The organism is Spirulina subsalsa CS-330 (genome assembly GCF_028330765.1).
Taxonomy (GTDB): domain Bacteria; phylum Cyanobacteriota; class Cyanobacteriia; order Cyanobacteriales; family Spirulinaceae; genus Spirulina; species Spirulina subsalsa_A.
The window spans coordinates 15398-38955 of sequence record NZ_JAQMTY010000274.1 but is presented as its reverse complement, the minus strand read 5'-3'; the positions used below and the strand labels follow the sequence as shown (position 1 = coordinate 38955).

The window sequence follows — 23558 nt, the reverse complement described above, 5'->3', positions numbered from 1 at the left end:
AAACGCTTTTACCCAATACTGTAGCTTTGTGAATGAAGCTTTCCCACTTTATCATGCCTTGGTAAAGTGGGACTTAAAATTTTCTAAGGTGTGATTCGGTAATGGTTTCGCGGTGGGAAAGAGGCTGAATCTAATGTGTTTTGCCGTATTCTGGATTGGGATAGACTGCGATCGCTCTCAAACTGATTCCCCGTCGCCTTCAAGGTTAACGCACCTCATTTCTGGTTCTGTAATCGATCATACAAATCCCCCCTCCGTGATCTGACAATTTCTCTAGGCAAGACAACGCCTGGATTCCCGGTCTTCGGCAAGATATGCTTTACTGGACTGAGTATTGTGAAATTATCCACCCTAGTTACGAGCAATTGCGTCACTATGCGAGGTTTTATTCAACGAGTACTAGCACTGAGTACCATTGTTGCGTTGCCGCTCACAACCTTTAGTGCCACCGCCAGTGAGGCATCGCGATATCGGCGCGAATACCAGCCCCGTGAATTTCAACAATGTGCCTTTGAGCTAAGCAGCGTCGGGGTTGTTGATGAGCAGACCAAGGTCGCTTGTGCGATGGCGCTCGAACCCACTGACTTTTCCGGCTGTGTGGCGGGGATTGATGCCTTTACCACCATTCCCGCTCAAAATGCCCTGTTTGCCTGTTTCCGGGTGCGGCGACCGGTGGAACTGGCGGAATGCGTGGTGGATATCAATACCTATGTGATTGAACCCCAAGCGTCACGGGTGGGGAATGTGGAGCAGGTAGCGTTGTCTGCCCTCGATCATTGTCGGCGGAGTTTGTTGCCCCTACGTTACTCTGCCTGTGTGGTGGGACTGAGTGCAGAACTGCCCCTCGAACCGGAAAATGCGATTTCGTCCTGTCTTGATGCGGAAGACTTCCCCCGCGAAATCTACACTCCTGCGACAAACGACACCCTTGGTACGGATCTCTAAGCGAACGGTGTCTCGATGGAGTGGGTGGTTAATGCTGTTGTGGGTGGCGGGTTGTAGTGGCGATCGCACCGCTCAACAGTGGTTTGCCCCTGACCCTCAACTGCTCGATCAGGCCGAAGCTCCTGCCGTTGCGCCCAGTCCCGCCGCTACGCCAACCCCCAATCCCAGCCCCACCCCCGCCGACAGCCCACCCCCGGCGGATGACATCGTAGATGACACGGTGAAGCTGCCCCAAAGCTTCCCGGATGATGTGCCCCGCTACCCCCAAGCCGAACTCTTAACGGCCAGTTATCGCCTCGGTGTTGGCACAGGAGAAACCCTGTGGGAAGTGGCAGCGAATCCGGCGCAGATTGCTCGCTTTTACCGTCAGTTTCTCCAAAATAAGGGTTGGACAGTGACCGAAGCCTTTCAAGCGGATACCGCAGGGCTGACTATGGCCCAGGGGGATACCCAAATTACCCTGACGTTTCCGGAGGCGAATCGATTCCGGTTGGACTATCGCACGGCGGCGATCGCACCTTCCGAGAGTCCATCGCCACCCAGCCCAGAGGAACCGGTTGCCAATGCCACCCTCCCGAACTTTGGGGAGGATTTGATCCAATTAGGCGCGATTCCCACCTCGTTTCAACCCGATGCCACCATTCCCCGCCGCACCTTTGCCCGCTGGCTATTGACCACCCATAACCGCATCTACCGCGATCGCCCCACGAAACAAATCCGCCCCGCCACCCCCAGCAGCCAGCCCATTTTCGCCGATGTGCCCACCAGCGACCCGGATTTTGCCATCATTCAAGGTCTCGCCGAAGCGGGAATGATTCCCTCGCGCCTCAGCGGTAGCGATGTTACCCTGTTTCAACCCGATGCCCCCTTAAGCCGTGAAACGCTGCTGCTGTGGAAAGTCCCCCTCGATCAGCGCACAACGTTACCCACCGCATCCCTCCAAAATGTGCAGCAAACCTGGGGTTTTCAAGACAGCGACCAAATCAATCCTGCGGTGTTTCCGGCGCTGTTGGCCGATTATGACAATGGCGATCGCGCCAATTTACGCCGCGCCTTTGGCTATACAAAATTACTACAACCGAAAAAAACAGTCACCCAGGGTGAAGCCGCCGCCGCTTTGTGGTCTTTCGGGTTTCAGGGGGAGAGTATCACCGCCTCAGAAGCGATCGCCCGTCCCGATGCCGCCACATCCTCAACTTCACCACCCCCATAGTAGAAATGATCCACTCCAATTAGAATTTATAGCAATCCTATTTGATTCACGAACAGGCAAGGGGCTTAAGCCCCTTGTTGATGAGGAGATCAGATCTCCGATTGATTTAGGATCGCTATAGAGTTCAGTGAGAATTTAGCCCCGTTAAGTCCAGAAATCAGACAATGCAAAAAAAAACAGCCTTTTTGCGTCAATCCGGCCCATCTTTCACGGCTTTTTCACAACTTTACCCTAGTCTAAATCAATAGGGAGCGAGACAGACGATGTAACCCAATCCAACCGATTACACTGCCTGTCCTCGATATTACCCTGACTGATGGACTATCACCCTCTAGCTGACCCTAGAGGGTTTTCTTCGTGATCAATGCGGTGCATTGATGGTGCTTGATCGTATGGGTTGGGCAGGATTTAGAGGTTGTTCAAAAAGTGTCTTGAGTAGAGAGGCAAGGGGCTTAAGCCCCTTGTTGCCATTGAGTGAGGCTCATGCTGTGGATCTGAGTTTAACGTTTCAAACAGCCTCTTAGACCATTTTTTCGCTGCGTTGAATCAGGGTAGTTGATTGAACCAAAAATCCCCCGTCCTGAAGCCGGGAGATTTTTAAATCACAGGAGAGCATCTCCTTGGATGAAGTCGCGATTTTGGGACATTTGTGTGAGTACGGTGTTGATTTGGGCATCCGTTAAGCCGGTCAATTTCAAGACTTGTTTCCAATCGGCTTCGGTGGCGACTGGATCATCTTGGTAGGCGTTGGCTAGGGCCTTCACTGCGTCGTACCACACAAAATTCTGAAATAGGAATGTGCCTTGGTCATGGGGGGATAGGCTGCTGAGGTAGTCGGCAATGACTGGAGTGTTAGGGTCTGCATTGCGCCATGGGACTTGGTCTACTTCAATTTGGCGAATGTAGCCCTCTACTTTGCCGGTAATCGCGTCGGTGTTGTCATAGACCAAGACGACCCAACGATAGTCTGTGTTGGCTTGGAGGAGCGATCGCTGGGCCTGGGGATGCTCCGCATGGGGAATGGAGGAGGGCAAACTCAAATCCATAATGCCGCCGTTTTGACCCACTTCCCATTCTTGGGCATGAACAAATTGATGTTGGGTGGTGCCACCATTTTCGGAGTCTGCAACGGTGACGGCTTCGATTTCAAGGCGCACAATCCGATTGGTGCTGGCCTTCGGTAGATAGACCAAGAGGTGCGGATTATCAAGTACCGTCACACCAAAGCGATTGTAATTGGGAACAAGGGCCATCAGATCGGTGGCCTCTGTGGCAGGGGTAGCGGTTTCGGTGGGGCCACCGCGTGTGCCGCCGACATCACTGCGTTGGGGAGAGGTATCGACGGCGGGGGTGAACCCGGCTTCTTGCCATTGTTCTAGGCTGGGTAAGTTTTGGGCGATCGCACCCTCGGAGGCAACAACCACCGGAGCGAGTAGGGTCATCAGGGCAACACTGCCTCCGAGAATAGCCCGTGAAATTCGGCGCGATGTACGGTTTAAATACGGCATGACCTATGTTTGTCCCTATAAAGTATCGGAATCAGACAGAAAAAATAAAGTGGACTTATGAATCCTACGCTCATGGCACCCTGATCGTTCTCTAGTCTTGTTGTAACTGAACTGGAGAATAAACGTCCAACGAGAGAAAGTTCACTTTAAGCAGTGAGAGCGTGGGAGTATCTGCTAACTTGGGGGTTTACCGTCAACGTCACTTTCTGACAGTGAATCTACTGCTGTTTCTTCACGCCCACTGAGCATGATTCCCGATTCGTCCCTTTCTACTTTGGCAGCGTCTGCTCCGTCTTCTCAGACGATTCATCCTCTTGCAGCAGCGTCCATCCATGGCATTGCCTTTCACAAAGATGTGCTATACGCCTTGGATTCCACAACAGGGTATCTCTTGGAGATTCAAGCCCACACCCACAACACTCGGATTATTAATCCCCACAGTTGGCAAGATTTTGTGGGTGCAACGGGATTGGCGATCGCCCAAGACACCCTTTGGTTTACCAGAGGGGAAGATATCTATTTTTGTTCCTTAGAAGATGCCGATCGCTTCCATCCCCATCGCTTCTTGAGTCTGTATTACCCCCTCAACGGCATTGCCGTGTGGGAATCGACAATCTACGTCACCTGTCAGCGCACGGGCCACATCCTCATTTTTAGTCGGGAAACGCGCCGCGAAATTACTCGCTTTTACGCCCCCGGCATTGGTCTCGAAAACATCACCGTCCATGGCGAAGAACTCTGGCTCACGGACAATATCGAACAAAGTGTCTATTGCTTAGACCGGGCCACGGGGGAAATGAAATTCAATGTCTTGACCCCCTTTGATGCCCCGTCCGGCCTGGCGTTTAACGAGGATGTCCTCTACGTGGCCTACGCCCAAGAGGAACCCTATCTACGCGACAACCCCAACGCCAACCCCAACCACGAACTGCAATACCGCGATCGCACCTTCATCCATCCCCTCTACTTCGCCTACTATCCCGATCAAAACCTCGCCCTCTCCAACGGCTATCTCGTCGAAATGTCCTACGTCGAGGAATTATCCCCCCTCGACCCCGTGGAAGTGCAGGATTTAGAATGGCGCATGGCCCTCCCCGCCGAAACGCCCCGCCAAAAAATTCGCTCAGTCGAAGCCGTCGGCCTGCCCTTTGAAGAACGGGAACTCGATGGCCAACGCCTCGCGGTATTTAAATTTGACACCCTCAAATCCAGCGAACGCTATATTTTCGGCTGGAAAGCCACCCTTGAAGTCTGGGGCATCAAATACCAATTCGGCCCCCAAGATGGCGAAAACGTGCCCGAACTCTCCGAAGCATTCCAAACCCGGTATTTGGTGGACAACGACAATCTGGCCATGGATAAGGAGATTATTCAACGGGCCGCCAAGGAAGCGATCGGCAACGAAACGAACCTGCTGCGGAAAATGTACAACATCCGCAACTATGTTTACGATCGCCTCTCCTACGGCATCAAACCCCATATCGATACCCCCGACGTAGCCCTAGCGCGGGGAGTTGGCTCCTGTGGTGAATATCTAGGGGTGTTGCTCGCCCTCGCCCGCCTCAACGGCATCGCCTGCCGCACCGTCGGCCGTTATAAATGCCCCGCCAAAGCCCTCGAACGGGGTCAACTCCTCGAACCGGACTTTAACCATGTGTGGATGGAGTTCTATCTACCGGGCTACGGCTGGCTACCGATGGAATCAAACCCCGATGACGTGGTGGAAGGCGGCCCCTATCCCACGCGCTTTTTCATGGGTTTAGCCTGGTATCACGCCGAAATGGGCAAAGGTGTTCCCTTTGAGAAACTCTATATCAACGACATTGCGACGACGAAAGAGCAGCTTTCCATCGGCGATTTGGCGATTAACCATGTCCGGTTTACCATCCTCGAAGAACTCCAACCCCCGCCCCCGTAATCGTTTCCATTGCCTCACGTCTAAGCCCAGCCCCGCAAGCGATAGATCAAAATTCCGATGTATTCCTTAATCGCTTCGGTGGTGGAGGCGAGTCGGCCCGTTTCCGGCACAAGATCGAGAAGATTCCCCACGAGGGTGCGTTCTGTCCCGGTCACACTGCCATCGGTGATGTAAAAGTCCGTGGGGGCGGGGATCACGTCCATGCCGAGCTTTTCAAAGATGGCCACGGAGCGGGGCATGTGAAAGGCGGAGGTGACGAGGAGAATCCGTTTTAGCCCTTTTTTGTCGAGGATGGCTTTGGTGTAGAGGGCGTTTTGGTAGGTGTTGAGGGAGCGGGGTTCTTCGATGATGGCGGTTTTGGGGATGTCCAAGCGGCTAAGGAGGGTGGCCATGTCTTCGGATTCGGGGGGTTCTTCGCCATGCCACCCGATGCGCCCGCCGCTGGCGATGATCAGGGGGGCGCGATCGTCGTGGTAGAGGGTGGCGGCGTAGAGGATACGATCGCCCCGCTCCGTCACTTCCAAGGTGGGGCGAGGGGCTTCTTGAAACTTCAACGCGCCCCCCAAGATGACGATCGCTTCGGCTTTGGGTAATCGTCCTTCCGGAATGTATTGCCATTCCAAAGACTTGAGCAGGGCGGTGTTGACTCCCGGATTGGTGGCAATGACAAGGGTTCCGAGGGCGATCGCAATCGGGAGCATCGTCCAGCGCGATCGCCACCAGGCCAGCACCAACGACACCACCATCAGGACACAGGCCAACCCCAAGGGATAGACGAAAACCGGCAGTAATTTCGAGAGAAAGAGAAACATCAGGGCATTGGAGAGAGTGAATCAAGAATTGTACGGCTGGCGAGGTGGGCTTCGATGGTGGTGCGATCGCGCCAAGCCTCCCGCAATTTCCCGTGACGATAGTGGGCCAACTGATCGCCACGATGGGGAGAATTCGGCTGGGTTGCATTGCCGTAGGGGTTCAACACCAACGCCCGCACCGGGTCACTGAATTCCACCGCCGCAATGAAACTATCACCCCCCACCGCCCGCCACGGCTCACCCGGCTGCGACCCCGGAATGCTATCAATCACCGCAAAACTCCCCACGGCTCCCGCTGCCCCACGGCCCGGCTGCACCCGATCCCCCACCCGAAGCTGCATAAACTCTCCCCAGGGTACATCCAGCCGCCCCCAATGGGATTGCATGGCTTGGGCAACATCCCGGAGCGTCGCCAGGGCGGTGGCTGGGTCTGCCAAGCCTGCCGGGGTGGTTAAGGGTTGCGCCGCATCCCAGGGGACGGCGAAGGCATCCGGGGGCATGGCCGCCCACCATTGGGCAAAGAGGGCCATGCCGCGACTGTCGGCGTTGGCGTGATGATCCCAGCCTTGGAGCACGGTGGCGGCGGCTTGGAGGAGGGGATCGGGGTCGGTTGGAATGGCGGCAATCAGGGCATCGACGAGGCGATCGCCCAATTCGATCCGAGTCGAAAATTTAGCCTGAACCAGTTCCGCCAAACTCCAGCGGTCTTGGGATTGGATCAGGTGGAGCGATCGCTGTGTCCGCAAGAGATTCAAGGCCCCCGTCAGATTCGGCGGGGCCATGTAGGCCGGGAAATCTGCCGGGGCCAGGGTGGCGGGGATGGTCGTCGTCCAGGGGGGATCATTGGTGTTTTGGAGCCAACCATTGGCCGGGTTGGCCACCTTCGGCAGGTCAGCGTAGGGATGGTAGTCCGTCCAGAGAGTCGCGGCGGTGTTGCCCGGTTGTGGCTGTTGATGGTCGCGCCAATTCCCCCCCGCCCGGACGGGGACTAGACCGTTAAAAATATAGAAAATCTCGCCGTTGCGGTCTGCCGTCAAAAAATTAAACATCGGCAGTTGTTGCTGGGTGAGGGCGGCTTCAAATTCGGCGCGATCGCGGGCCGTCCCCATCGCCCACAGTTGATCCAGCATCCGCGCCTTTTCCAAACCTGCCACCCGTAGCGCCGTAGCCCTGTTCTCGGTTTTCTGAATGATCGGGCCATGGCGCGATCGCTCCACGGTCAACGGTTCATCCCGGAGCGTCCCATCGGCCTGTTTCACCTTCAGAATGATGTCCTCGGTATCAAAGGGCTGGATCGCATCATCCCAACGGTAGCCCCCTGCTGTAAGGGAAAGATCATAATCTGTCCAGCCTTTATAGGTGTTGACGGTGGCCGTCCACCCCAGATGATCATTAAACCCCACCGCCAACATCGGCATCCCCACCAACGCCGCCCCGTACAGGTTCAGATCCGGCAGGTGTAGATCCGCTTCGTACCACAAAAACAGCCCGCCCCAAGGGAGATGGGTATTGGACAAGAGCAAACTATGGCCCGATTCTGAGCGCGAGGGTGCGATCGCCCAGCCATTCGACCCCGCCACCGATGGCCCCACCACAAAATGAAAATGAATCGCCCGGTTGAGGTGGGCCAGCACATCGGTCACCGTCACCGGCAACAGGGGGCGAAATTGGGGCGAAATCGCGTCGGGGTGTTCCGTCGCGTAGGCATTCATCCCCGCCACAAACGCCGTTAAATACTCGCGCATTGCGGGGGTTTGGGCCGCTTCCCAGGCCTGGGCGCGTCGTGGAATGCCCATCCTGTGGGTGAGGCGATCGCCCGCGAGATAGTCTTCGCCCCAATATTCCGCCCCCCGGCCCCGCGCTTGGCCGTATAGTCTCAGGATTAAATTACCGTGGCTCTGCATTTGGGCATACCCAAAGCCATGGCCCAATTCTGTCCGGGTTTGACTGTAGATATGCGGGACACCCCAGGTATCCCACAGAATTTCTGGGGAAGAGGTGCTGAAAACAGGAGCATTCATTCGTAGCCCAAAACTAAGGATCAAGCCGCCTAGGAACAACAGTCCGAGCCAGTGTATTCGCAAACGAGACAGCATCATTTAACGTCTCAACATGATGAAAATGCACAGGCAGCACCGCCCCAAAAAAGAGGTGTATCCTGTGCATTTTTTGCGATCGCTAGGAGGATCACCGTTAACCATTAACCCTACCCCCCTAGGGAGCATTGGTACATCAGTCTAGGTACGGGGTCGGGCAGGATTGACTTTTAACGGACGACCCATCCACTCTGCGCCATCAAGCTCAGCAATTGCTTTGGCTTCTTCCGATTCATCCTTCATTTCAACGAAGGCAAACCCTCGTATCCGGCCCGTTTCCCGATCAGTGGGAAGATGTACTCGCGTTACCGTGCCATAGTCACTAAAGACTTCGGTAATCCCTTCCTTTGTTGCTTGGTAGGCAAGATTACCAACATAAATGGACATTGAGAAACTATCTCCTAGATCAAGTGGAATGTAGAGAGCCAAGATTGCGGAGCGACGCTTATCAAAAGCCGAGGGAAAACCTGTCAAGTTGAAAGCAAGCTGAATTTACCGATTCTCTTATACTCACCTGCCCATTGTAGCACCGCTTTTTCGGGGCGATCGCTCCTGACGAAAATTCCACAATTGATCGATAAAATGGCTGAGTTCATCAGGAATTTTTAGAGGTATACGGTACTCCAAAAATAAGGGCAATGATCTCGTCAACGCTGGGCCAAGACCTTACCCCCATGGGCATCGCGATCGCCCTAGGCTATTTCATCTAGATCAACCCATTCATCCTCCGAGGAACCGTAGCCCACATAATGCACAAAATACTCTTCCTCACGGCCTTGGCGAATTACAGCGGTGTACCATTCTTCTTCGTCATCGTCCCACACTTTCACCGTTTGACCGATGCCATATCCGTTATCGTCGAGGGGGCCAGCCACGGGCGATCGCAACTCATCCCCATCCACCCATTCATCCTCATCTTCGTCATAGCCCACGTAGTGAACTTTATATTGCGTCACATTTTTCTTGAGGCGTTCTTTAATGATTTTTGCCTCAAACCATTCTTCCTCGTCCTCATCCCACACCTCCACCGCCTGACCCACCCGATAATCGCCCTCAGATGCGGCTGATTCGGGGGCTTGCATTGCGGCGATCGCTTCCTCCTCCGGTTCGGCCTGAATCTGCGCGTGGGCAGCAAGGATCACCGCCCGCGCCACGGTTTGAATCCCCGTATGTTCGTAATAGTTTGTGGTTTGATCCAACAGCGCCGCAATCACATCGAGTTTGCCATCGGCCATTTGGATAAAATTCCCTAAACTTTGGGCGATGCTTTCGGGCGTAATTCCCGTTTTCGCCACAAACCCCGACATCCACCCTTCCACCGCCGTAAAACTCTGGCTGAGAAATCCCACCTTATCCTGAGGGTTATTGCCGGGGAGGTATTGATTCACGGCTAAAAATACCGGGCTTTGGGTGATGCCGCTGGTGTCGGTTCCTTGGATTACCTGATGGATTTTGGTGAGAAAATCAGTGCCCAAGGGTAGGAGAGCATCAATACAAACCAGTGCTTTCATCCGCATCAGGGCGGCATCTTGATAGTTTTCGCCTAAGGATTGGGCAAATTGCACCGGATTGGGCTGTAGGCCGTTCAGTTGGCAGTAGGCGATCAGTTCGATGGCGACTTTGAGAAGGAGATCAATGCTTTGGACGGTGTCGGGTTTGGGGGTGATGGCGTTGAGGAAACCCAGAAAGCTGATTTTTTCTCCCACCTTATTCGCTAAGGCAGCCGCAGCGAGGGCCCCGTCAGCTTTATCGATGGTTTTGTAGAGGGTGAGGGTGCGTTGATAGGGCTGTTGGGGATCGAGGGAAAGGCGTTGGGCGCGATCGCGGATGCGGGCGATGGTGCGCGGATTGCTTTCCCCCGTGACAGTGGCGATCATGGCATCAAAGTCCGTCACATTTTCCCATTGGCCGGGCGTGATAAAGTCGATCGCCTTGAGAACTTTGACGGTGATGTTGTCGGCGGGTAAGGTCTCAACCCATTGAATAATGCTGTCAGCCATGGGATTCCCCTGCGGTACGTGTGGATGATGGTTCAGTATTTCTCTAACAATCTGTGGAATATCGGCGTTTTGCAGCGCTCGCGTTGTGAATCGTTATATTTTGGCTAATAAACTTTACAGATGCGGCTTAGACTCTAGAATGCTCACCTTTCACCCCGTTCATACCGAAGCGGACTGTGCCGCGATCGCAGCCCTGGCCGATCGCATTTGGCGACACCACTACACCGCCATCATCGGCATGGCTCAGGTGGACTATATGCTGGAGCGATTCCAATCCCCCAGGGCGATCGCAGCCCAGATCCAAGCGGGATATTACTATCGCCTCGTGACGGGAGCCGCAGGGGAGATCGGTTATTTTGCCGTCCAGCCCCACGGTGAATCGTTGTTTTTGAGTAAGTTTTATGTCCTGGCGGGGCAGCGGGGTCAGGGGTACGGACGGCAGATGATGGCGGAAATTGAACGGATCGCCCAGGAACAGGGTTGCGATCGCATCACCTTAACCGTCAATAAACACAACGAGCAAACCCTCGCGATCTATCAAAAATTGGGGTTTACGGTGGAGGATGCGATCGTCACGGATATCGGGGGCGGCTTTGTGATGGATGATTTTCGGCTCGTGAAAGCCTTACGAACTCAAGACGCAAGCAAGGATTGATAAAACTGCAATTGTTGCCGCGCCAGGGCAAGATTGGTGTACCGCTCCATGGCTCGCTGATAGCCGAGTTCGGCCCATTGTTCCCGTTCAGCGGGGGAATCGATCAAGGTCGCGAGGCGATCGCTCAACGCCGCCGCATCCCCTTCCGGAAACACTAACCCCGCCGCGCCAATCACATGGGGAATTTCCCCCGAATCTGACCCCACCACCGGCACACGACAGGCCATTGCCTCAATCAACACATGGCCAAACTGCTCCTTCCAGCCCACCGAGGTCAGGGTTTTAAACTGCTCACTGGTTTCCGACGGCAACACCAGCACATCCATCGCGTTGATGTAGCGGGGCACATCGGTATGGGGCACGGATGCCACGATCCGGAGGCGATCGCGCAATCCCGCCGCTGCGGCCTGGGCTTCAATGTCCCCTTGCAACTCTCCCCGTCCGAGCAGGAGCAATGTCCAGGGGCGATCGCCCAGCAACGCCAACGCCGCCAACAACGTCATAATCCCCTTTTCCGGCACAAACCGCCCCACAAACCCAATCACACAATGCTCCGCCGGAATCTGCAACTCGGCCCGGAGTTCGGGCTGGGGTTCCGGTTTAAATAACACCTCATCCACGCCCAACTGTGGAATCACCGTCGCCGCATTGCGATAGCCATGCTCCCGTAAAATAGTCACCCCGTCCTGATTACCGGCAATTAACCCGTGAGTATGGCGCAAATTAAATGTTTCTAAAAGATTGATCGGAAATTTATTATGATAGGGCAAATTCCACCAGGTAAAAAAGCAATGTTTCGCCCGCAATCCCAGCAGTTTATTCAATAAAATGAGTTGCGCGTAGCCGAGGGATTTTGCCCCCTGTTCAACGTGGATAATATGGGGTTTAAAATGGCGCAAGAGTGGAATGATTGGCCAGCCAAAGGTGAGGAGACCTTGGTTATTTTCACTCACGCTCGGCAGGGGAATCCGACGAAAACGATTGTCCTGCCACAACGGGGCTTCAATGATCCGATTTTGCACCCCGCCGGGTCGCCACCGTTGGGGCACAATGACCGTTACTTCAATGTCCGGTTGAAGCTGGGCCAATTGGCGCAGTTTTTCGCAGTTGAGATCCACAATATAGGAGTGGCTAGCAATCAGAATTCGCATCAGGGTTAAGGGCTGATTATGGATTTCAAGGGGGTGTGGGTGAGCGATCGCAACCTCACACCGGGGTTAGGGTTGGAGAATTTCGTCAGTTTGGGTCTGGATTTGGCCATCATTCCACAGGGTCATAAGGCGGGATTTGAGCGCATCAAAAAACCCGATGGTGTAGAACACGCCCCGCGAGAGGACTTTGATCGGGGAACCACTTTTATAACAAGGGGGATGGCCAAGGACGTGACAGTCAAAGAGTTTGGCGTAGAGGCGGAGTTGTTGGCCCAGGGTGAGGTTTTTTTGGGCCATGAGAAAATGATTGTGGTAGAAGGTGATTTGATAACTGAGCGATCGCGTGCTGATGTCATGACAACCTCCGGTTTCTTCGCCCAAATGCACCAAATGCGCGGCGGGGTCGTACCAAATCTGATAGCCCGTGCGCCGCAACCGCAGGCAAAAATCCGACTCTTCCCGCACCGCCGAACCCCGAAACCGCTCATCAAACCAAACCCCGTAGGTGGTAAACACCTCGCGGCGGTAGGACATATTGCACCCCCGCGCTGAGATAATCGGCTGGGGTTTCACCGTATGGACGAGATCGAGGTGATACCAGGCAATCCCCGGATCGCTGGCTTGGGGGGGGAGGTCTTCAATTTCTAAGCCGGGTTTGGCATCGGCGAGTTTCATCCGGTCAAAGACGCGACCGGCGACGGCTCCAATCTCGGCGCGATCGTAGTTTTTCCCATGGGCGACGAGGTAGCCCGGTGGTAACTGCACATCGTCATCAATAAACAGGACAATTTCCCCCGTGGCCCGTCGCACGCCATAGTTCCGCGCTCCGGGTAAACTCGCCCATTGGACGCGCCACCATTGGATTGTTTCGGCGGCGGCTTGCTGGGTAAGATACTGCTCCACGGCGGGGGTGTGGTGGGCGGTTTGGTCAACGATGATGATTTCCACATCCCCCGGATAGTCTTGTTGGAGAACATCCTCGATGGAGTCTTTGAGGGGGTCTTCGCGCCCGTAGGTGGGGATGATTACGGAAATAGAAGGAAGTGCCACGGTGATTGCTCCACGGTGCAGAGGGTATCAAGGGTTATTTTAGGATGGGGCTGTGGCTGGGGCGGTGTGGGAGATGGTGGCGAGGAATTGCGCGATCGCATCTTGATAGGCCTGGCCGCCAATTTCCGGGACATGGTTGTGATCGCCTTCGGGCAGGAAGTACAGGCCTTTGTGATCGGTGGTGGCCCTGTCGTAGAGAGCTTGGCTCATCCAGGCGGGGACGCGGCGATCGCGCTCCCCATGGACAAAGAAGATCGGCATTCTGAGGGACGGCAGCAACGCCATCGAATCAAAGGATTGGCGCAAAATCCAATCAATAGGCAACACTGCGGCAAAGCCGTCATGCTCGGCCATGTCCCGAATATTGGTGAAGGAGCCTTGAATGATTAAGGCGGCGAGGCGAGGGTTTTGGCTGGCGAGATGAATGGCGATCGCACCCCCTAAGGAATGCCCAAACACAATAATGTGATCGAGGCTAAACCCACGCTGCGATCGCAAATAGTCCAACCCCACCTGCGCATCGCCATACACCTGGGTTTCCGTGGGAAATCTGCCGGTACTCTTGCCATACCCCTGATAATCGATCAGCAACACGCTATAGCCCAACCGATAAAACACCTGGGCCTGGGGTAAATTCGCGCCAATGTTAAACCCATTGCCATGGAGCAACAAGACCGCTTGGGTGGCTCCCTGTACCGGAATCCACCAGCCGTTTAATTGCGTTTGGCCATCCCTATCCACCGGAATCCACACCTCCTCGTAGGGCATGTGGTACTGATCGGGGGTGAATTTAATCCGGCGCGAGGGGAGAAACGTCAGGCGGGCTTGCCATTGTCGTAACGCCAGACAGAGGAGCAGATAAACGCCAAGTATGGTGCTAAATCCGAGGGCAACAGTCATGAGCATGGATGGTGTGTGGATCGTGTGATTGTATTGTGCCGGATGAAGGCATCAGGGGCGGTCGAGACTGTGGCGATCGCAATTGCAGCACAGTCCCCGATCAGGGGTGGTAAACGAGGGGTTTTACCCCCCATCTTCTTACCCTAATAGATGAGGAAGGTTTTAGAGCCTTGGCCAGGGCAGAATTTTGGTGGTTGTGGGCTTTTCGTGACCCTGTTGCTCGTGGGCGAGACCTCGCTACCATCGTGGATTGTGTTGATGGGTTGAGCCTCAGGCTAATCGGGGATGGCGATCGCAACGGGACGGCGATCGCGCCCAGGCATTCAGCAGAGTTAACCCCAAAAATTTCCTACAATAACAAGTAGAACTGCCTGACCCAGATGTGACAATGTGTAAAGTGTCCCCCCAAGATTGGAACATGACCGCGATCGCAACGGTCACACAACCGGGGAGATTGTCGTTAGTCATTGCAAAGCCAGGGGATTCAATCAGTCGTGTTGTTAAGGTCTGGGCACAGGGTTGAGGGGGAATAGGGGTTGGCAGGATGAGCATAGACTGTGTGCAAGGACGATATCAAATTGTTGAATGCCTGGCTCAGGATGCCCTCAGCCAGACCTTTCGGGTGGAGGATCTTCACCAAGGGGCAGAGGGGTCGCTGTGGCTGCATCGCGTCAACGGAACCGAGGCGATCGCCCTGTCTCTGTCGCCCCAGGTTCAAACAACCCAAACCACATTACTGGAACTCCAGCGCGACACGGCACTGCAACCCCTAGCAGATGTGTGTGTAGATGGGGGCGACCTCTGCTGGGTCTATGGGGGCGGCGATGGGTATGGCCTGAATCAGCACTTGCAAGCAGGGCGACAGATGTCCGAGCAGGATATGGTACAACTGCTCCAGGATATTTTACCGACGCTCACCACGATCCACGATCGCAATATCATCCACGGCAATCTTCAGCCCCACAGTTTTTTCTACAGTGCCGAGGCGGGGCGTTGGTGGCTGACTCATTTTGGGGCAACCTATGCCCGTGAGCGGATTCCGGCGGGCCAGGCGGCGATCGCGGCGGTTGGCTATTTACCACCCGATGCGATCGTGCCGCCGACGGTGGGGGGCGATCTTTACTGTTTAGGGGTGACGATTCTCCATGCCCTGACGGGGATTGAGCCGGTGAATCTCACCCAAGATTGGCGCAAAACGACCGTGGTTAGCGATCGCCTCGCCCATCTGATCAACCTCATCATTACCCAGTATTTTTCCTCCGCTACAGAACTCCATGACTGGCTCGACATGGCCACCTCAAACACCGCCCCCTCGGCCGTTGCCGGTTCAGGCCAACGATACAGCGAGTGTGACCCCGACCTTGACGGCCCTCCCGATCAGAACTTGGCCATCATTACCAATGCAACCCTAGACAGTGAGATTGAGCATTCCCGGATTGTGACGGAGTGGGATGGCGAAGCGGATCAGAGTCCGCCGCTGTTCACGGCTCAACCGCAAGAACCCAGCCCCACCGCGCTGTATTTAGCCCATCGCTATCGGGTGGTGCGTCCCCTCAGCCGGGGGGGATTTGGCGAAACCTATATTGCCATTGATGAGCAATTTCCCGGTCAACCCACTTGCATTGTCAAAAAGCTCAAACTTAAAGAGCACACCGATAAAACCTACAAAATTGCGAAACACCTGTTTAAACGGGAAGCGGATGTGCTGAGTCGTTTGGGGCAACATGCTCAGATTCCGCAGCTTTTGGCTCATTTTGAAGAAGATCAAGAGTTTTATTTAGTCGAAGAATTTATTGACGGCCATGATCTGGAAACGGAATTGCCGCCGGGGAAGAAACTCCCGGAAGCAGCGGTGCGGCAGCTTGTGTATGAAATGCTAGAGGTGTTGAGTGTGATCCATGCCCAAGGGATTATTCACCGGGATTTGAAACCGGCGAATATTCGCCGGCGGGTGAGCGATCGCAAGCTCGTCTTGATTGACTTTGGGGCTGTGAAGCAGATCAGTAAGCAAACCTCCCTCGATGGCAAAACCAAAGTGACGGTGGCCATTGGCACCACAGGATACGCACCGAGTGAGCAAACCCAAGGCCGGCCGAAATTGAGCAGTGATATCTACGCCGTGGGGATGATCGCGCTCCAAGCCTTAACGGGCATCGACCCGGAACATCTTCCCGATGATCCGAAAAGCGGCGAATTGCAATGGCATCATTTGGTGAAGCTCACGCCGGGTTTCAAGGCGTTTTTGGATCGGATGGTTTGTTATGACTTTCGCCAGCGTTTTGAGTCGGCGATTCCGGCCCTGGCGGCGTTTAAGCATCTCGACCTCAACGCGGCGACCCTGCGCGATCGCCCCCCCACGGCCGCCACCGTCAAACGTGGTCGTTTCGCCCTGTCCCGCCGCACGGTGCAACTGATCGCAGGTGGCGCGGGCGTGCTGGGGGTGGCGGGGATGGCGGTGGTCGGGGCGCGATCGCTCGGACTGTTTCAAGCCTCGTTGGAGCAAGTGAGTGCCACGGTGCAAGCGAGTACGGTGGTGATTCAAGCACCGGACAAGGCTCAACAATGGGTGGGGGTCGTGGTGGAGGGGGAACCCTATGCCTGCACGATTTTGACGACGGAGGCGGCGATCGCTGGCGGCGAAAATGTGACCGTCTCCCTGCGCCAATCCCCCCCCAAACCCGTGAACATCGTGGAAGCCTTGCCAAAAAGTGCCATGGTGCTCTTGAAACTCCAGCAAAACAATCCCCAATGCCCCTATCCGCAATTGGCCTTAGGTGAGCCTGATGATCTGCGCTCGGACGATTCGGTGTATCTGCAAGCCACCACCCCGGAAACCCTAGATAAATTTATGACCGCTCCCCTCGAAACCGTGGCGATCGCCAACGTGCGCTATTCATCCTTGCCGGGGGTTTATCTGTTGGGGTATGAGTCGCCGTTAGAGATTCTGTCGGGTAGTCCGGTGGTGAATCGGCAGGGTAAATTATTGGGGATTCATCAGGGCAAGATTGCAGAGGCAACGGCGGAGGCGGATCGCGAATGGGCGATTCCCGTTGCTCTGTATCGGGATTATCTGGCCACGCGGAGTGAATTAGAGAACGCCACCGCTCAAACTTGGCTGGAGCGGGGTAACCAGTTTTTTGAGTTACAACAATACGAAGACGCTCTTGCCGCCTATGATGAGGCGATTCCCTTAGAGCCGGATCGCCCGGAGCCTTGGTATGGGCGGGGCAGTGCGCTCTACAATTTGGAGCGGTATGAGGAGGCGATCGCAGCCTATAATCAAGTTTTGGCGCTGCGCGATGACAATACCCTCGCCTGGTACAGCAAGGGAAATGCGCTGTTTCAATTGCAGCGCTACGAAGAAGCGATCGCCGCCTATCAAGAGGCGATCGATACCAAAGAGGATTATTACCCGGCGATCAATAATCTGGGTTTAGCCCAGCAGGCCTTGGGCAAGAGTGCTCAGGCGATCGCCACGTTTGAGCAGGTGATTAACCTCCGACCGGAATACCATCCCGCCCATAACAATCTCGGCACAACCTTCCAACAACAGGAAGACTATGCCAAGGCGATCGCCGCCTATGACCAAGCCATCCGCATCCGACCCAATTACGCCTCAGCTTGGTACAACCGAGCCACGGCCTATGCCCGCAGCAATCAACCCGATCGCGCCATTGAAAACCTAACACGGGCGATCGCGCTGCAAACCAGCTACGCAGAACAAGCCAAAACCAATCCTGATTTTGACAGTCTGCGCGATCGCGAACAGTTTCCAGCGTTGGCGCGAGATTAGTCGGGGTGGGCGGGATCAGGCTACGACAGGACGGGTTCCCAGATGGCGGCACGGGTGAGGCGGATTTGCGCGATCGCAAAAATAATCGGAATGATCCGCCCGTAATTCGTCGCAATGGCTCGCCAGCCAAGATCCGCCAAAAAGGTAGCCCAGAGAATCGGCCCCAGGGCGGCGAAGAGAGTCCGGGCGGCCCCATGGCGGGCGGCGGTGGTGACCATGCCTCGGCGGGCGGCTTGGAGGGCGATCTGATGCTGGAGTTGGCCAGCGGCGATCGCACCGCCCCGGCGGAGGATGGCCTGGGTGGCTTGGTACTGGGCAAAATGGAGGGTAAATTGGCGGGCGATATGGTTCAACACCAAAGACCGCACCACGGCACTAATCGCCACGACACCGCCCCCTTTGAGTAAAAACTGCATCGGGTTGTGTTGCAGTTGGGCCGGGAGGGGTTCCGCAAAGTCGGTGCGGGTGAGCGATCGCTGAATCTTCACCGTCAGGGAATTTTGTTCGGCGGTGGGGAGTTTCTGCCAGGCTTGGCCCATGAGGTGCAGAAAGATTTCCGCCTCCAGATCCAGCACGGACAGGGAAGCCGTGTGGGGGATTTTTAAATAGCGGCAGACTTGGATCAGGACTTGGTGATAACTGATCGCGTGGCTGCGACCCCGGAGCACCGTCATGCCATCGGCGGCCAGGAAGAAAAACCGCTGTTGCAGTAATGCCAGTTGGGTGGTGCGATCGCATTGCTGCACCTCAGCCACCGCCGGGGTCTGAAAATAGTCCAGAGGATTAAACCGCCGACAAAACAAAATATGGGTCAGTTGCCCTAATTCCTCATCCGTCGCGAGATCCAGGGCCGCACGCAGTTCATCCAAACCGTTATCCTCCGTCACTGAAGCTCCAATCTTTCCCCTCAATGTAACGCTTTCGCTCCCGTTCTAGCCCTGCCATGGTGCTACAAGGCTCCGGCCGCCGTTTGATCCAAAATCCCCGCACTTAAATAGGTGGTCAGGTTCAGAGTTTGGAGGATGGGCTGACTGTCGGCCCCGTGGGGATAGTCAATCACCGTAACCGCGCCATTTCCCTGCTTAATGGCCCAAATATCCTTAGGTTCCAAACCCAGCAGAGCACAAAGAATCACCTTGTTCACCGCATCATGGGCCACCACAAGGACGGTTTTCGGCTCACCGCTGCTGAAGCGGGTGGCGATCGCATCCCAGGCCGCCACGGCCCGATCCCATACCTGTTGCAGGTTTTCCCCTTCCGGCATTTGCACCGTCTCCGGCGCAACTTTCCACTGAGCCAGCAACCCCGGATAGGCCGCCTCAATTTCCGTCTCTAACTTCCCTTCCCACAGCCCGTGACCAATTTCGCAGAGTTCCGGGTTTGTTTCGAGGGTGACCTGGGGATGGTGTTGGAGGATGATTTCAGCGGTTTCTTTGGGGCGCAACATTGGGCTGCTCACCGCCTTGTCAATCTGCACGGATTGTAAATAAGCGGCAGCTTTGCCGGCCTGTTCCCGGCCGCGATCGTTCAAGGGAATATCTTTAATCCCTTGGAAACGCCCTTCCCGGTTCCAATCGGTCTCACCATGGCGCACCAACAACATCCGCAGTTGATTATGGGGCGGTCGCGGCGAGGGCAACACCACCCCCATGTGAGACACCTGATTGAGGGATTCAGCTTGCACCGGATCACCCCATCCCCCGGTGAAGTTTAAAACGTTGATACAACAATTGGACTGCTGCAAGGATTGGTAACGGCTGGCATCCATGCCCAACGCACTCATCAAAAGACAGCGGTTAATGCCGTTATGGGCGACGATCAGCACCGTTTGACCGTCATGGTGGGGGAGGAAACTTTGCCAAAATTCTTGGGCTTGGTGGTAGAGCGATCGCACCGGGTAATGAGTGTTTCCCTCCACTTGCATCGAAAATTGATCCGGCTGCTCATGCCATTGGTGATATTCCGTCGGGAATTGCTCGCGCACCTCGTCCCGCTTCATCCCTTCCCAGAGGGGCAAATCCACTTCGAGCAACTGGGAAGATGCGATCGGTGGATTATCTAATTCAAGGGTTTGGGTGATGATTTGCGCCGTTTGGGTGGCCCGTTTTAAGGGGCTATGGTAAACCGCTGTTAATTGAATGCCTTGCAATGCCGCTGCAACTTTCGCCGCTTCCTGTTGCCCCCGCTCCGTCAAAACAGATTCATCACACCGGCCCTGAATGCGTTTCTGGGCGTTGTAGGTACTTTGCCCATGTCGCACGATGATTACTCGCGTTGTCACGCCGCCTTCTCCTGATTCTTTTGCGATCGTATCCTTCGCTATTTTAGAATCTGGCGTGTCCCTCTGCGGGTTTGAGAGGGAAAAGAATCGATTTTTTTCCAAAAAACAAGCGGAGACTCGATCACAGAGTCTCCGCTTTGTTGCATTGATCGCCCTTCGGGGTAGAAGGTGCGATCGCACCAGGCATTTTAATTAACGTTTAATTAAACAGCTAATTAAACAGCCACTGCGCCTTTGGTTTTGGCACTGAGTTCACCCGATGCGTATTTCTTCGCAAATTCATCCAAGGGGATTTGCTTAATCTTGGTGGCGTTGCCCGCTGCACCAAATTGTTGGTAGCGATCGGAGCACACTTGCTTCATGTACTTGATCGAGGGCTTCATGAAGTGGCGGGGGTCAAAGTTGGACGGATCTTTCATCGCCGCTTCACGAATCGCCGCCGTAATTGCCAAACGGTTATCGGTATCGATGTTCACTTTGCGCACACCGCTCTTGATTCCCTTTTGGATTTCCTCAACGGGAACGCCATAGGTTTCAGGAATGTTACCGCCGTACTGGTTGATCATGTCCAACCATTCTTGGGGAACGGAAGACGATCCGTGCATCACCAAGTGGGTGTTGGGCAGGCGGTTGTGAATTTCTTCAATGCGGCTAATGGCCAACACTTCGCCCGTCGGTTTGCGGGTGAACTTGTAAGCCCCATGGCTGGTGCCGATCGCCACCGCGAGCGCATCCACTTGGGTTTGCTCCACAAATGCCACAGCTTCATCGGGATCAGTCAGCAACTGATCTTTGCTCAAGGTTCCTTCAAAACCATGACCATCTTCCGCTTCACCGGCTCCAGTTTCCAAGGAACCGAGGCAGCCGAGTTCACCTTCCACACTGGCCCCAACGGAGTGAGCCACTTTCACCACTTCAGCGGTGACGCTGGCATTGTATTCAAAGCTGGCGGGGGTTTTCGCATCCGCTTCCAAAGAACCATCCATCATGACGCTGGTGAAGCCGTTGCGAATTGCTGAATAGCAAGTGGCTGGGCTGTTGCCATGGTCTTGGTGCATGACCACGGGAATATGAGGATAGGTTTCGACCGCAGCCAAGACGAGGTGACGCAAGAAGTTTTCGCCTGCGTAGGAGCGAGCACCACGGGACGCTTGAAGAATCACCGGGCTGTTGGTCTCATCCGCAGCCTGCATGATCGACAAGATCTGTTCCATGTTGTTGACGTTGTATGCAGGAATGCCATAGCCGTTTTCAGCGGCGTGATCCAACAGTAGCCGCATGGGTACGAGCGCCATAAATCATCCTCCTATCGTTTTCTTTAATGTTGTCAGTTCGCGTACCATCATTTGGATGGATCGCAGTTCAATCGTGATCAGAATCTTAAGTTAGTCTATCAGACTCCTAAGAACTTTTGTTAATTTGAGTTGCGATTCACAGATGTTTATGGGTCGCCTGGGACTCGAACCCAGAACAAATCGGTTAAAAGCCGAGTACTCTACCATTGAGCTAGCGACCCCTGTGCTTGGAATAATTTCTTTATTTGCGCACGGTTCCTTATCGTAGCAAAGGGTTTTTCGCCTGTCAATCCTACCGCCTAAATTTTATGGCGGGGTGAGACATAAGCATCAGGGGTTTATGGGATGGTCTTGGAGGCAGTCAGTTGACCTTTATCACGGTTGGAACCCTAAAGTTAGGCGCAGGGGCTAGGCGTGGCGGTTGGCTTCGTCTTGGAGCCATGCATCCGTCGGTTGGCCGTCTTTGCGGCGCAGTTCGATTTCCACGGCGATCACTTGGTCGGAGCCGGGCGGGGCGGGGTGTTGATGGAAAATCACATCATAGTCGGCGGGGTCTTCCTTGCGTTCCCGGAGCCAGTCGTGGACTTTGGTTTCCACGAAAAAGGCTTGATTTTGCTCAAACATGCGGGTGATCTGCATTTGGAGGGTGTAGGGATTGATTCGGGACATGGCGATCGCAAACATGAACGTTACTCGTCCATTGTAGGCATTAGGTTGCCATCAATTGCCAGATGGTCAGGGGGTCTTGTTTGCCTTTGACGGTGATCGGGGTCAGGGGCTGGACGGCGAGATCGGGGGCGGTGTGATAGACGGCATCGGAGAGGGTGATCTGACCGGCGGGGGTGGCGGATTCGAGGCGTTTGGCGGTGTTAACAGTGTCGCCAATCACGGTATAGGTGCGCAGATCTTGGCTGCCGAAAAACCCCTCCATCACCGGGCCACAATGGACAGCACAGCCTGCGCCGAGACCGTGGGGCGCGAGGCAGGCGTGGGACTGATTGCGCATGGCTTGGGCGGCGGCGATACCTTGGGCGGGGGTGGCGTAGATCGCCATGATTTCATCCCCGGTGAAGCTGACGCGGATCGGGTCGTGGGCAGCGGCGGCGGGTTCAACGGCGTAGTAGTAGGCGTTGAGGACATGGGCGATCGCATCGGGTTCGTGCTGTTCACACCAGCGGGTAAAGCCGCGAATATCCATGAAAATAATTGTGCGGTTTTGGAGGGTGAGGGCGACAGCGTCGGGATTGTTCACGGCTTGATTGACGGCATAGGCTCCGATGCCCCATTCGGCAAACTGTTGGAGTGATCGCGCTGTTTCCCGTAACTGTCGCTGCTGCCGACTCACCTGCAAATTTCGCAACCCCAAAAACAGCCCAATCAACACCACACTCCCCAGAAAATAGCGATGGCTATGGCTATTCACCATCATCTGGAGATCGTCCCAGGTCACCTGACCCTCTGGCTCCACCTGAACGACCAGATAAAACGCCTGGATCATCAACGTCCGCACCACACTTTCGAGGGGAATGAGCAGACCATCAGACTGGGGCCAGACTTGGGTGCGGAGATATTGGGAGAGGGCGATCGCCAACGAAGCCCCCCAAAACACCAAATGACTAAAATCCGTAAAAAATCCCCAACCATCCAGGGGCACATCCAGCACCGTATAGACCCCCACCCCGATCAAATTTCCCCAAAACCGCTGGGCCGTCGGTCGGGACAAATACCACGCTTGAATCGATACGGCGAAGATGAGCAGGTATTCCGGCGGATGGGTGAGGTACACCCGCCACCCATCGACAATCAATTCCGCTAACCCCTTGAGCACCAAAAAATGGCCGCTATTGGTGAGCAATTCACGAATAAAAGCCTGAAAACGTGTGCCTTCGAGCTTGACCGTGAGGTGATCGTGAATTTTTGGAGAGTTGATCCTGCGCATGA

Annotated in this window: 18 protein-coding genes and 1 tRNA gene; 5 read left to right on the top strand and 14 right to left on the bottom strand. The window is 55.0% G+C overall.

Annotated features, from left to right (window positions below; all coding sequences use genetic code 11):
• The first annotated feature begins 375 nt into the window (after positions 1 to 375).
• Both PN477_RS19010 and PN477_RS19005 read left to right on the top strand, forming a co-directional pair.
• The gene (locus tag PN477_RS19010; protein WP_272118504.1) at positions 376 to 945 is read left to right on the top strand and encodes a hypothetical protein; all 570 of its coding nucleotides are present in this window, start codon (positions 376 to 378) and stop codon (positions 943 to 945) included.
• A complete protein-coding gene (locus PN477_RS19005; protein ID WP_272147555.1) occupies positions 929 to 2158 on the top strand; it encodes an S-layer homology domain-containing protein in 1230 nt (409 codons plus the stop codon). The genes PN477_RS19010 and PN477_RS19005 overlap by 17 nt, the downstream gene beginning before the upstream one ends.
• Positions 2159 to 2760: 602 nt before the next feature.
• Here the strand turns inward: PN477_RS19005 and PN477_RS19000 are convergent.
• On the bottom strand, positions 2761 to 3600 hold the full coding sequence (locus tag PN477_RS19000; protein WP_272147553.1) for a DUF928 domain-containing protein: 840 nt from the start codon (positions 3598 to 3600) through the stop codon (positions 2761 to 2763).
• 313 nt (positions 3601 to 3913) lie between these two features.
• Between PN477_RS19000 and PN477_RS18995 the strand changes: the two genes are divergently transcribed.
• Entirely contained in the window at positions 3914 to 5584 is a 1671-nt protein-coding gene (locus tag PN477_RS18995; protein WP_417158858.1) for a transglutaminase domain-containing protein, read from the top strand.
• 20 nt (positions 5585 to 5604) lie between these two features.
• Here PN477_RS18995 and PN477_RS18990 read toward each other — a convergent pair whose 3' ends face one another.
• The 4 genes from PN477_RS18990 to PN477_RS18975 form a co-directional block, all read right to left on the bottom strand.
• Positions 5605 to 6396 carry a YdcF family protein gene (locus PN477_RS18990; protein WP_272118495.1) on the bottom strand — a complete coding sequence of 264 codons (792 nt, stop codon included), beginning with the start codon at positions 6394 to 6396 and terminating at the stop codon, positions 5605 to 5607.
• Positions 6396 to 8417 carry an acylase gene (locus tag PN477_RS18985; RefSeq protein ID WP_272118494.1) on the bottom strand — a complete coding sequence of 674 codons (2022 nt, stop codon included), beginning with the start codon at positions 8415 to 8417 and terminating at the stop codon, positions 6396 to 6398. The genes PN477_RS18990 and PN477_RS18985 overlap by 1 nt, the downstream gene beginning before the upstream one ends.
• 216 nt (positions 8418 to 8633) lie before the next feature.
• Positions 8634 to 8879: an RNA recognition motif domain-containing protein gene (locus PN477_RS18980; RefSeq protein WP_272118492.1), complete on the bottom strand. Its 246-nt coding sequence runs from the start codon at positions 8877 to 8879 to the stop codon at positions 8634 to 8636.
• Positions 8880 to 9184: 305 nt separating this feature from the next.
• Positions 9185 to 10492, bottom strand: a complete 1308-nt coding sequence (locus tag PN477_RS18975; protein WP_272118491.1) for a Tudor-knot domain-containing protein — start codon at positions 10490 to 10492, stop codon at positions 9185 to 9187.
• A 139-nt stretch (positions 10493 to 10631) separates the two neighbouring features.
• Here PN477_RS18975 and PN477_RS18970 point away from each other — a divergent pair, with 139 nt between their 5' ends.
• On the top strand, positions 10632 to 11147 hold the full coding sequence (locus PN477_RS18970) for a GNAT family N-acetyltransferase (RefSeq protein ID WP_272118489.1): 516 nt from the start codon (positions 10632 to 10634) through the stop codon (positions 11145 to 11147).
• Here the strand turns inward: PN477_RS18970 and hpsO are convergent.
• The 3 genes from hpsO to PN477_RS18955 all read right to left on the bottom strand — a co-directional run bounded on the left by hpsO (position 11126) and on the right by PN477_RS18955 (position 14254).
• On the bottom strand, positions 11126 to 12298 hold the full coding sequence (hpsO, locus tag PN477_RS18965; protein WP_272118488.1) for a hormogonium polysaccharide biosynthesis glycosyltransferase HpsO: 1173 nt from the start codon (positions 12296 to 12298) through the stop codon (positions 11126 to 11128). The two genes, PN477_RS18970 and hpsO, sit on opposite strands and share 22 nt — an antisense overlap.
• A 66-nt stretch (positions 12299 to 12364) precedes the next feature.
• Complete coding sequence (hpsN, locus tag PN477_RS18960; protein ID WP_272118486.1) at positions 12365 to 13348, bottom strand: hormogonium polysaccharide biosynthesis glycosyltransferase HpsN; 984 nt, start codon at positions 13346 to 13348, stop codon at positions 12365 to 12367.
• 39 nt (positions 13349 to 13387) lie between these two features.
• Positions 13388 to 14254, bottom strand: coding sequence for an alpha/beta hydrolase (locus PN477_RS18955; RefSeq protein ID WP_272147551.1), 867 nt, complete (start codon positions 14252 to 14254; stop codon positions 13388 to 13390).
• Between the two features lie 553 nt (positions 14255 to 14807).
• On the opposite strand from PN477_RS18955, the gene PN477_RS18950 reads away from it, so the two are divergent.
• Positions 14808 to 18041, top strand: a complete 3234-nt coding sequence (locus PN477_RS18950; protein WP_272118482.1) for a protein kinase domain-containing protein — start codon at positions 14808 to 14810, stop codon at positions 18039 to 18041.
• 20 nt (positions 18042 to 18061) lie between these two features.
• On the opposite strand, the gene PN477_RS18945 is transcribed toward PN477_RS18950, so the two are convergent.
• The 6 genes from PN477_RS18945 to PN477_RS18920 form a co-directional block, all read right to left on the bottom strand.
• Entirely contained in the window at positions 18062 to 18910 is an 849-nt protein-coding gene (locus tag PN477_RS18945; protein WP_272118480.1) for a YaaW family protein, read from the bottom strand.
• Between the two features lie 80 nt (positions 18911 to 18990).
• The gene (locus tag PN477_RS18940; protein ID WP_272118478.1) at positions 18991 to 20322 is read right to left on the bottom strand and encodes a histidine phosphatase family protein; all 1332 of its coding nucleotides are present in this window, start codon (positions 20320 to 20322) and stop codon (positions 18991 to 18993) included.
• A 215-nt stretch (positions 20323 to 20537) separates the two neighbouring features.
• Positions 20538 to 21617, bottom strand: a complete 1080-nt coding sequence (gene fba, locus PN477_RS18935) for a class II fructose-bisphosphate aldolase (RefSeq protein ID WP_272118477.1) — start codon at positions 21615 to 21617, stop codon at positions 20538 to 20540.
• Positions 21618 to 21766: 149 nt separating this feature from the next.
• A tRNA-Lys gene (locus tag PN477_RS18930) sits at positions 21767 to 21838 on the bottom strand.
• Between the two features lie 187 nt (positions 21839 to 22025).
• Positions 22026 to 22286, bottom strand: a complete 261-nt coding sequence (locus PN477_RS18925; RefSeq protein WP_272118476.1) for a hypothetical protein — start codon at positions 22284 to 22286, stop codon at positions 22026 to 22028.
• 40 nt (positions 22287 to 22326) lie between these two features.
• A complete protein-coding gene (locus tag PN477_RS18920; RefSeq protein WP_272118475.1) occupies positions 22327 to 23556 on the bottom strand; it encodes an adenylate/guanylate cyclase domain-containing protein in 1230 nt (409 codons plus the stop codon).
• Between the last annotated feature and the right edge of the window lie 2 nt (positions 23557 to 23558).

Excerpts from the sequence above, each read along its gene's own strand:
- PN477_RS19010 (WP_272118504.1), top strand. The coding sequence starts at position 376 with ATGCGAGGTTTTATTCAACGAGTACTAGCACTGAGTACCATTGTTGCG.
- PN477_RS19000 (WP_272147553.1), bottom strand. The coding sequence starts at position 3,600 with ATGACCCTACTCGCTCCGGTGGTTGTTGCCTCCGAGGGTGCGATCGCC.
- PN477_RS18995 (WP_417158858.1), top strand. The coding sequence starts at position 3,914 with ATGATTCCCGATTCGTCCCTTTCTACTTTGGCAGCGTCTGCTCCGTCT.
- PN477_RS18990 (WP_272118495.1), bottom strand. The coding sequence starts at position 6,396 with ATGTTTCTCTTTCTCTCGAAATTACTGCCGGTTTTCGTCTATCCCTTG.
- PN477_RS18985 (WP_272118494.1), bottom strand. The coding sequence starts at position 8,417 with ATGAATGCTCCTGTTTTCAGCACCTCTTCCCCAGAAATTCTGTGGGAT.
- PN477_RS18980 (WP_272118492.1), bottom strand. The coding sequence starts at position 8,879 with ATGTCCATTTATGTTGGTAATCTTGCCTACCAAGCAACAAAGGAAGGG.
- PN477_RS18975 (WP_272118491.1), bottom strand. The coding sequence starts at position 10,492 with ATGGCTGACAGCATTATTCAATGGGTTGAGACCTTACCCGCCGACAAC.
- PN477_RS18970 (WP_272118489.1), top strand. The coding sequence starts at position 10,632 with ATGCTCACCTTTCACCCCGTTCATACCGAAGCGGACTGTGCCGCGATC.
- hpsO (WP_272118488.1), bottom strand. The coding sequence starts at position 12,298 with ATGCGAATTCTGATTGCTAGCCACTCCTATATTGTGGATCTCAACTGC.
- PN477_RS18955 (WP_272147551.1), bottom strand. The coding sequence starts at position 14,254 with ATGCTCATGACTGTTGCCCTCGGATTTAGCACCATACTTGGCGTTTAT.
- fba (WP_272118477.1), bottom strand. The coding sequence starts at position 21,617 with ATGGCGCTCGTACCCATGCGGCTACTGTTGGATCACGCCGCTGAAAAC.
- PN477_RS18925 (WP_272118476.1), bottom strand. The coding sequence starts at position 22,286 with ATGTCCCGAATCAATCCCTACACCCTCCAAATGCAGATCACCCGCATG.
- PN477_RS18920 (WP_272118475.1), bottom strand. The coding sequence starts at position 23,556 with ATGCGCAGGATCAACTCTCCAAAAATTCACGATCACCTCACGGTCAAG.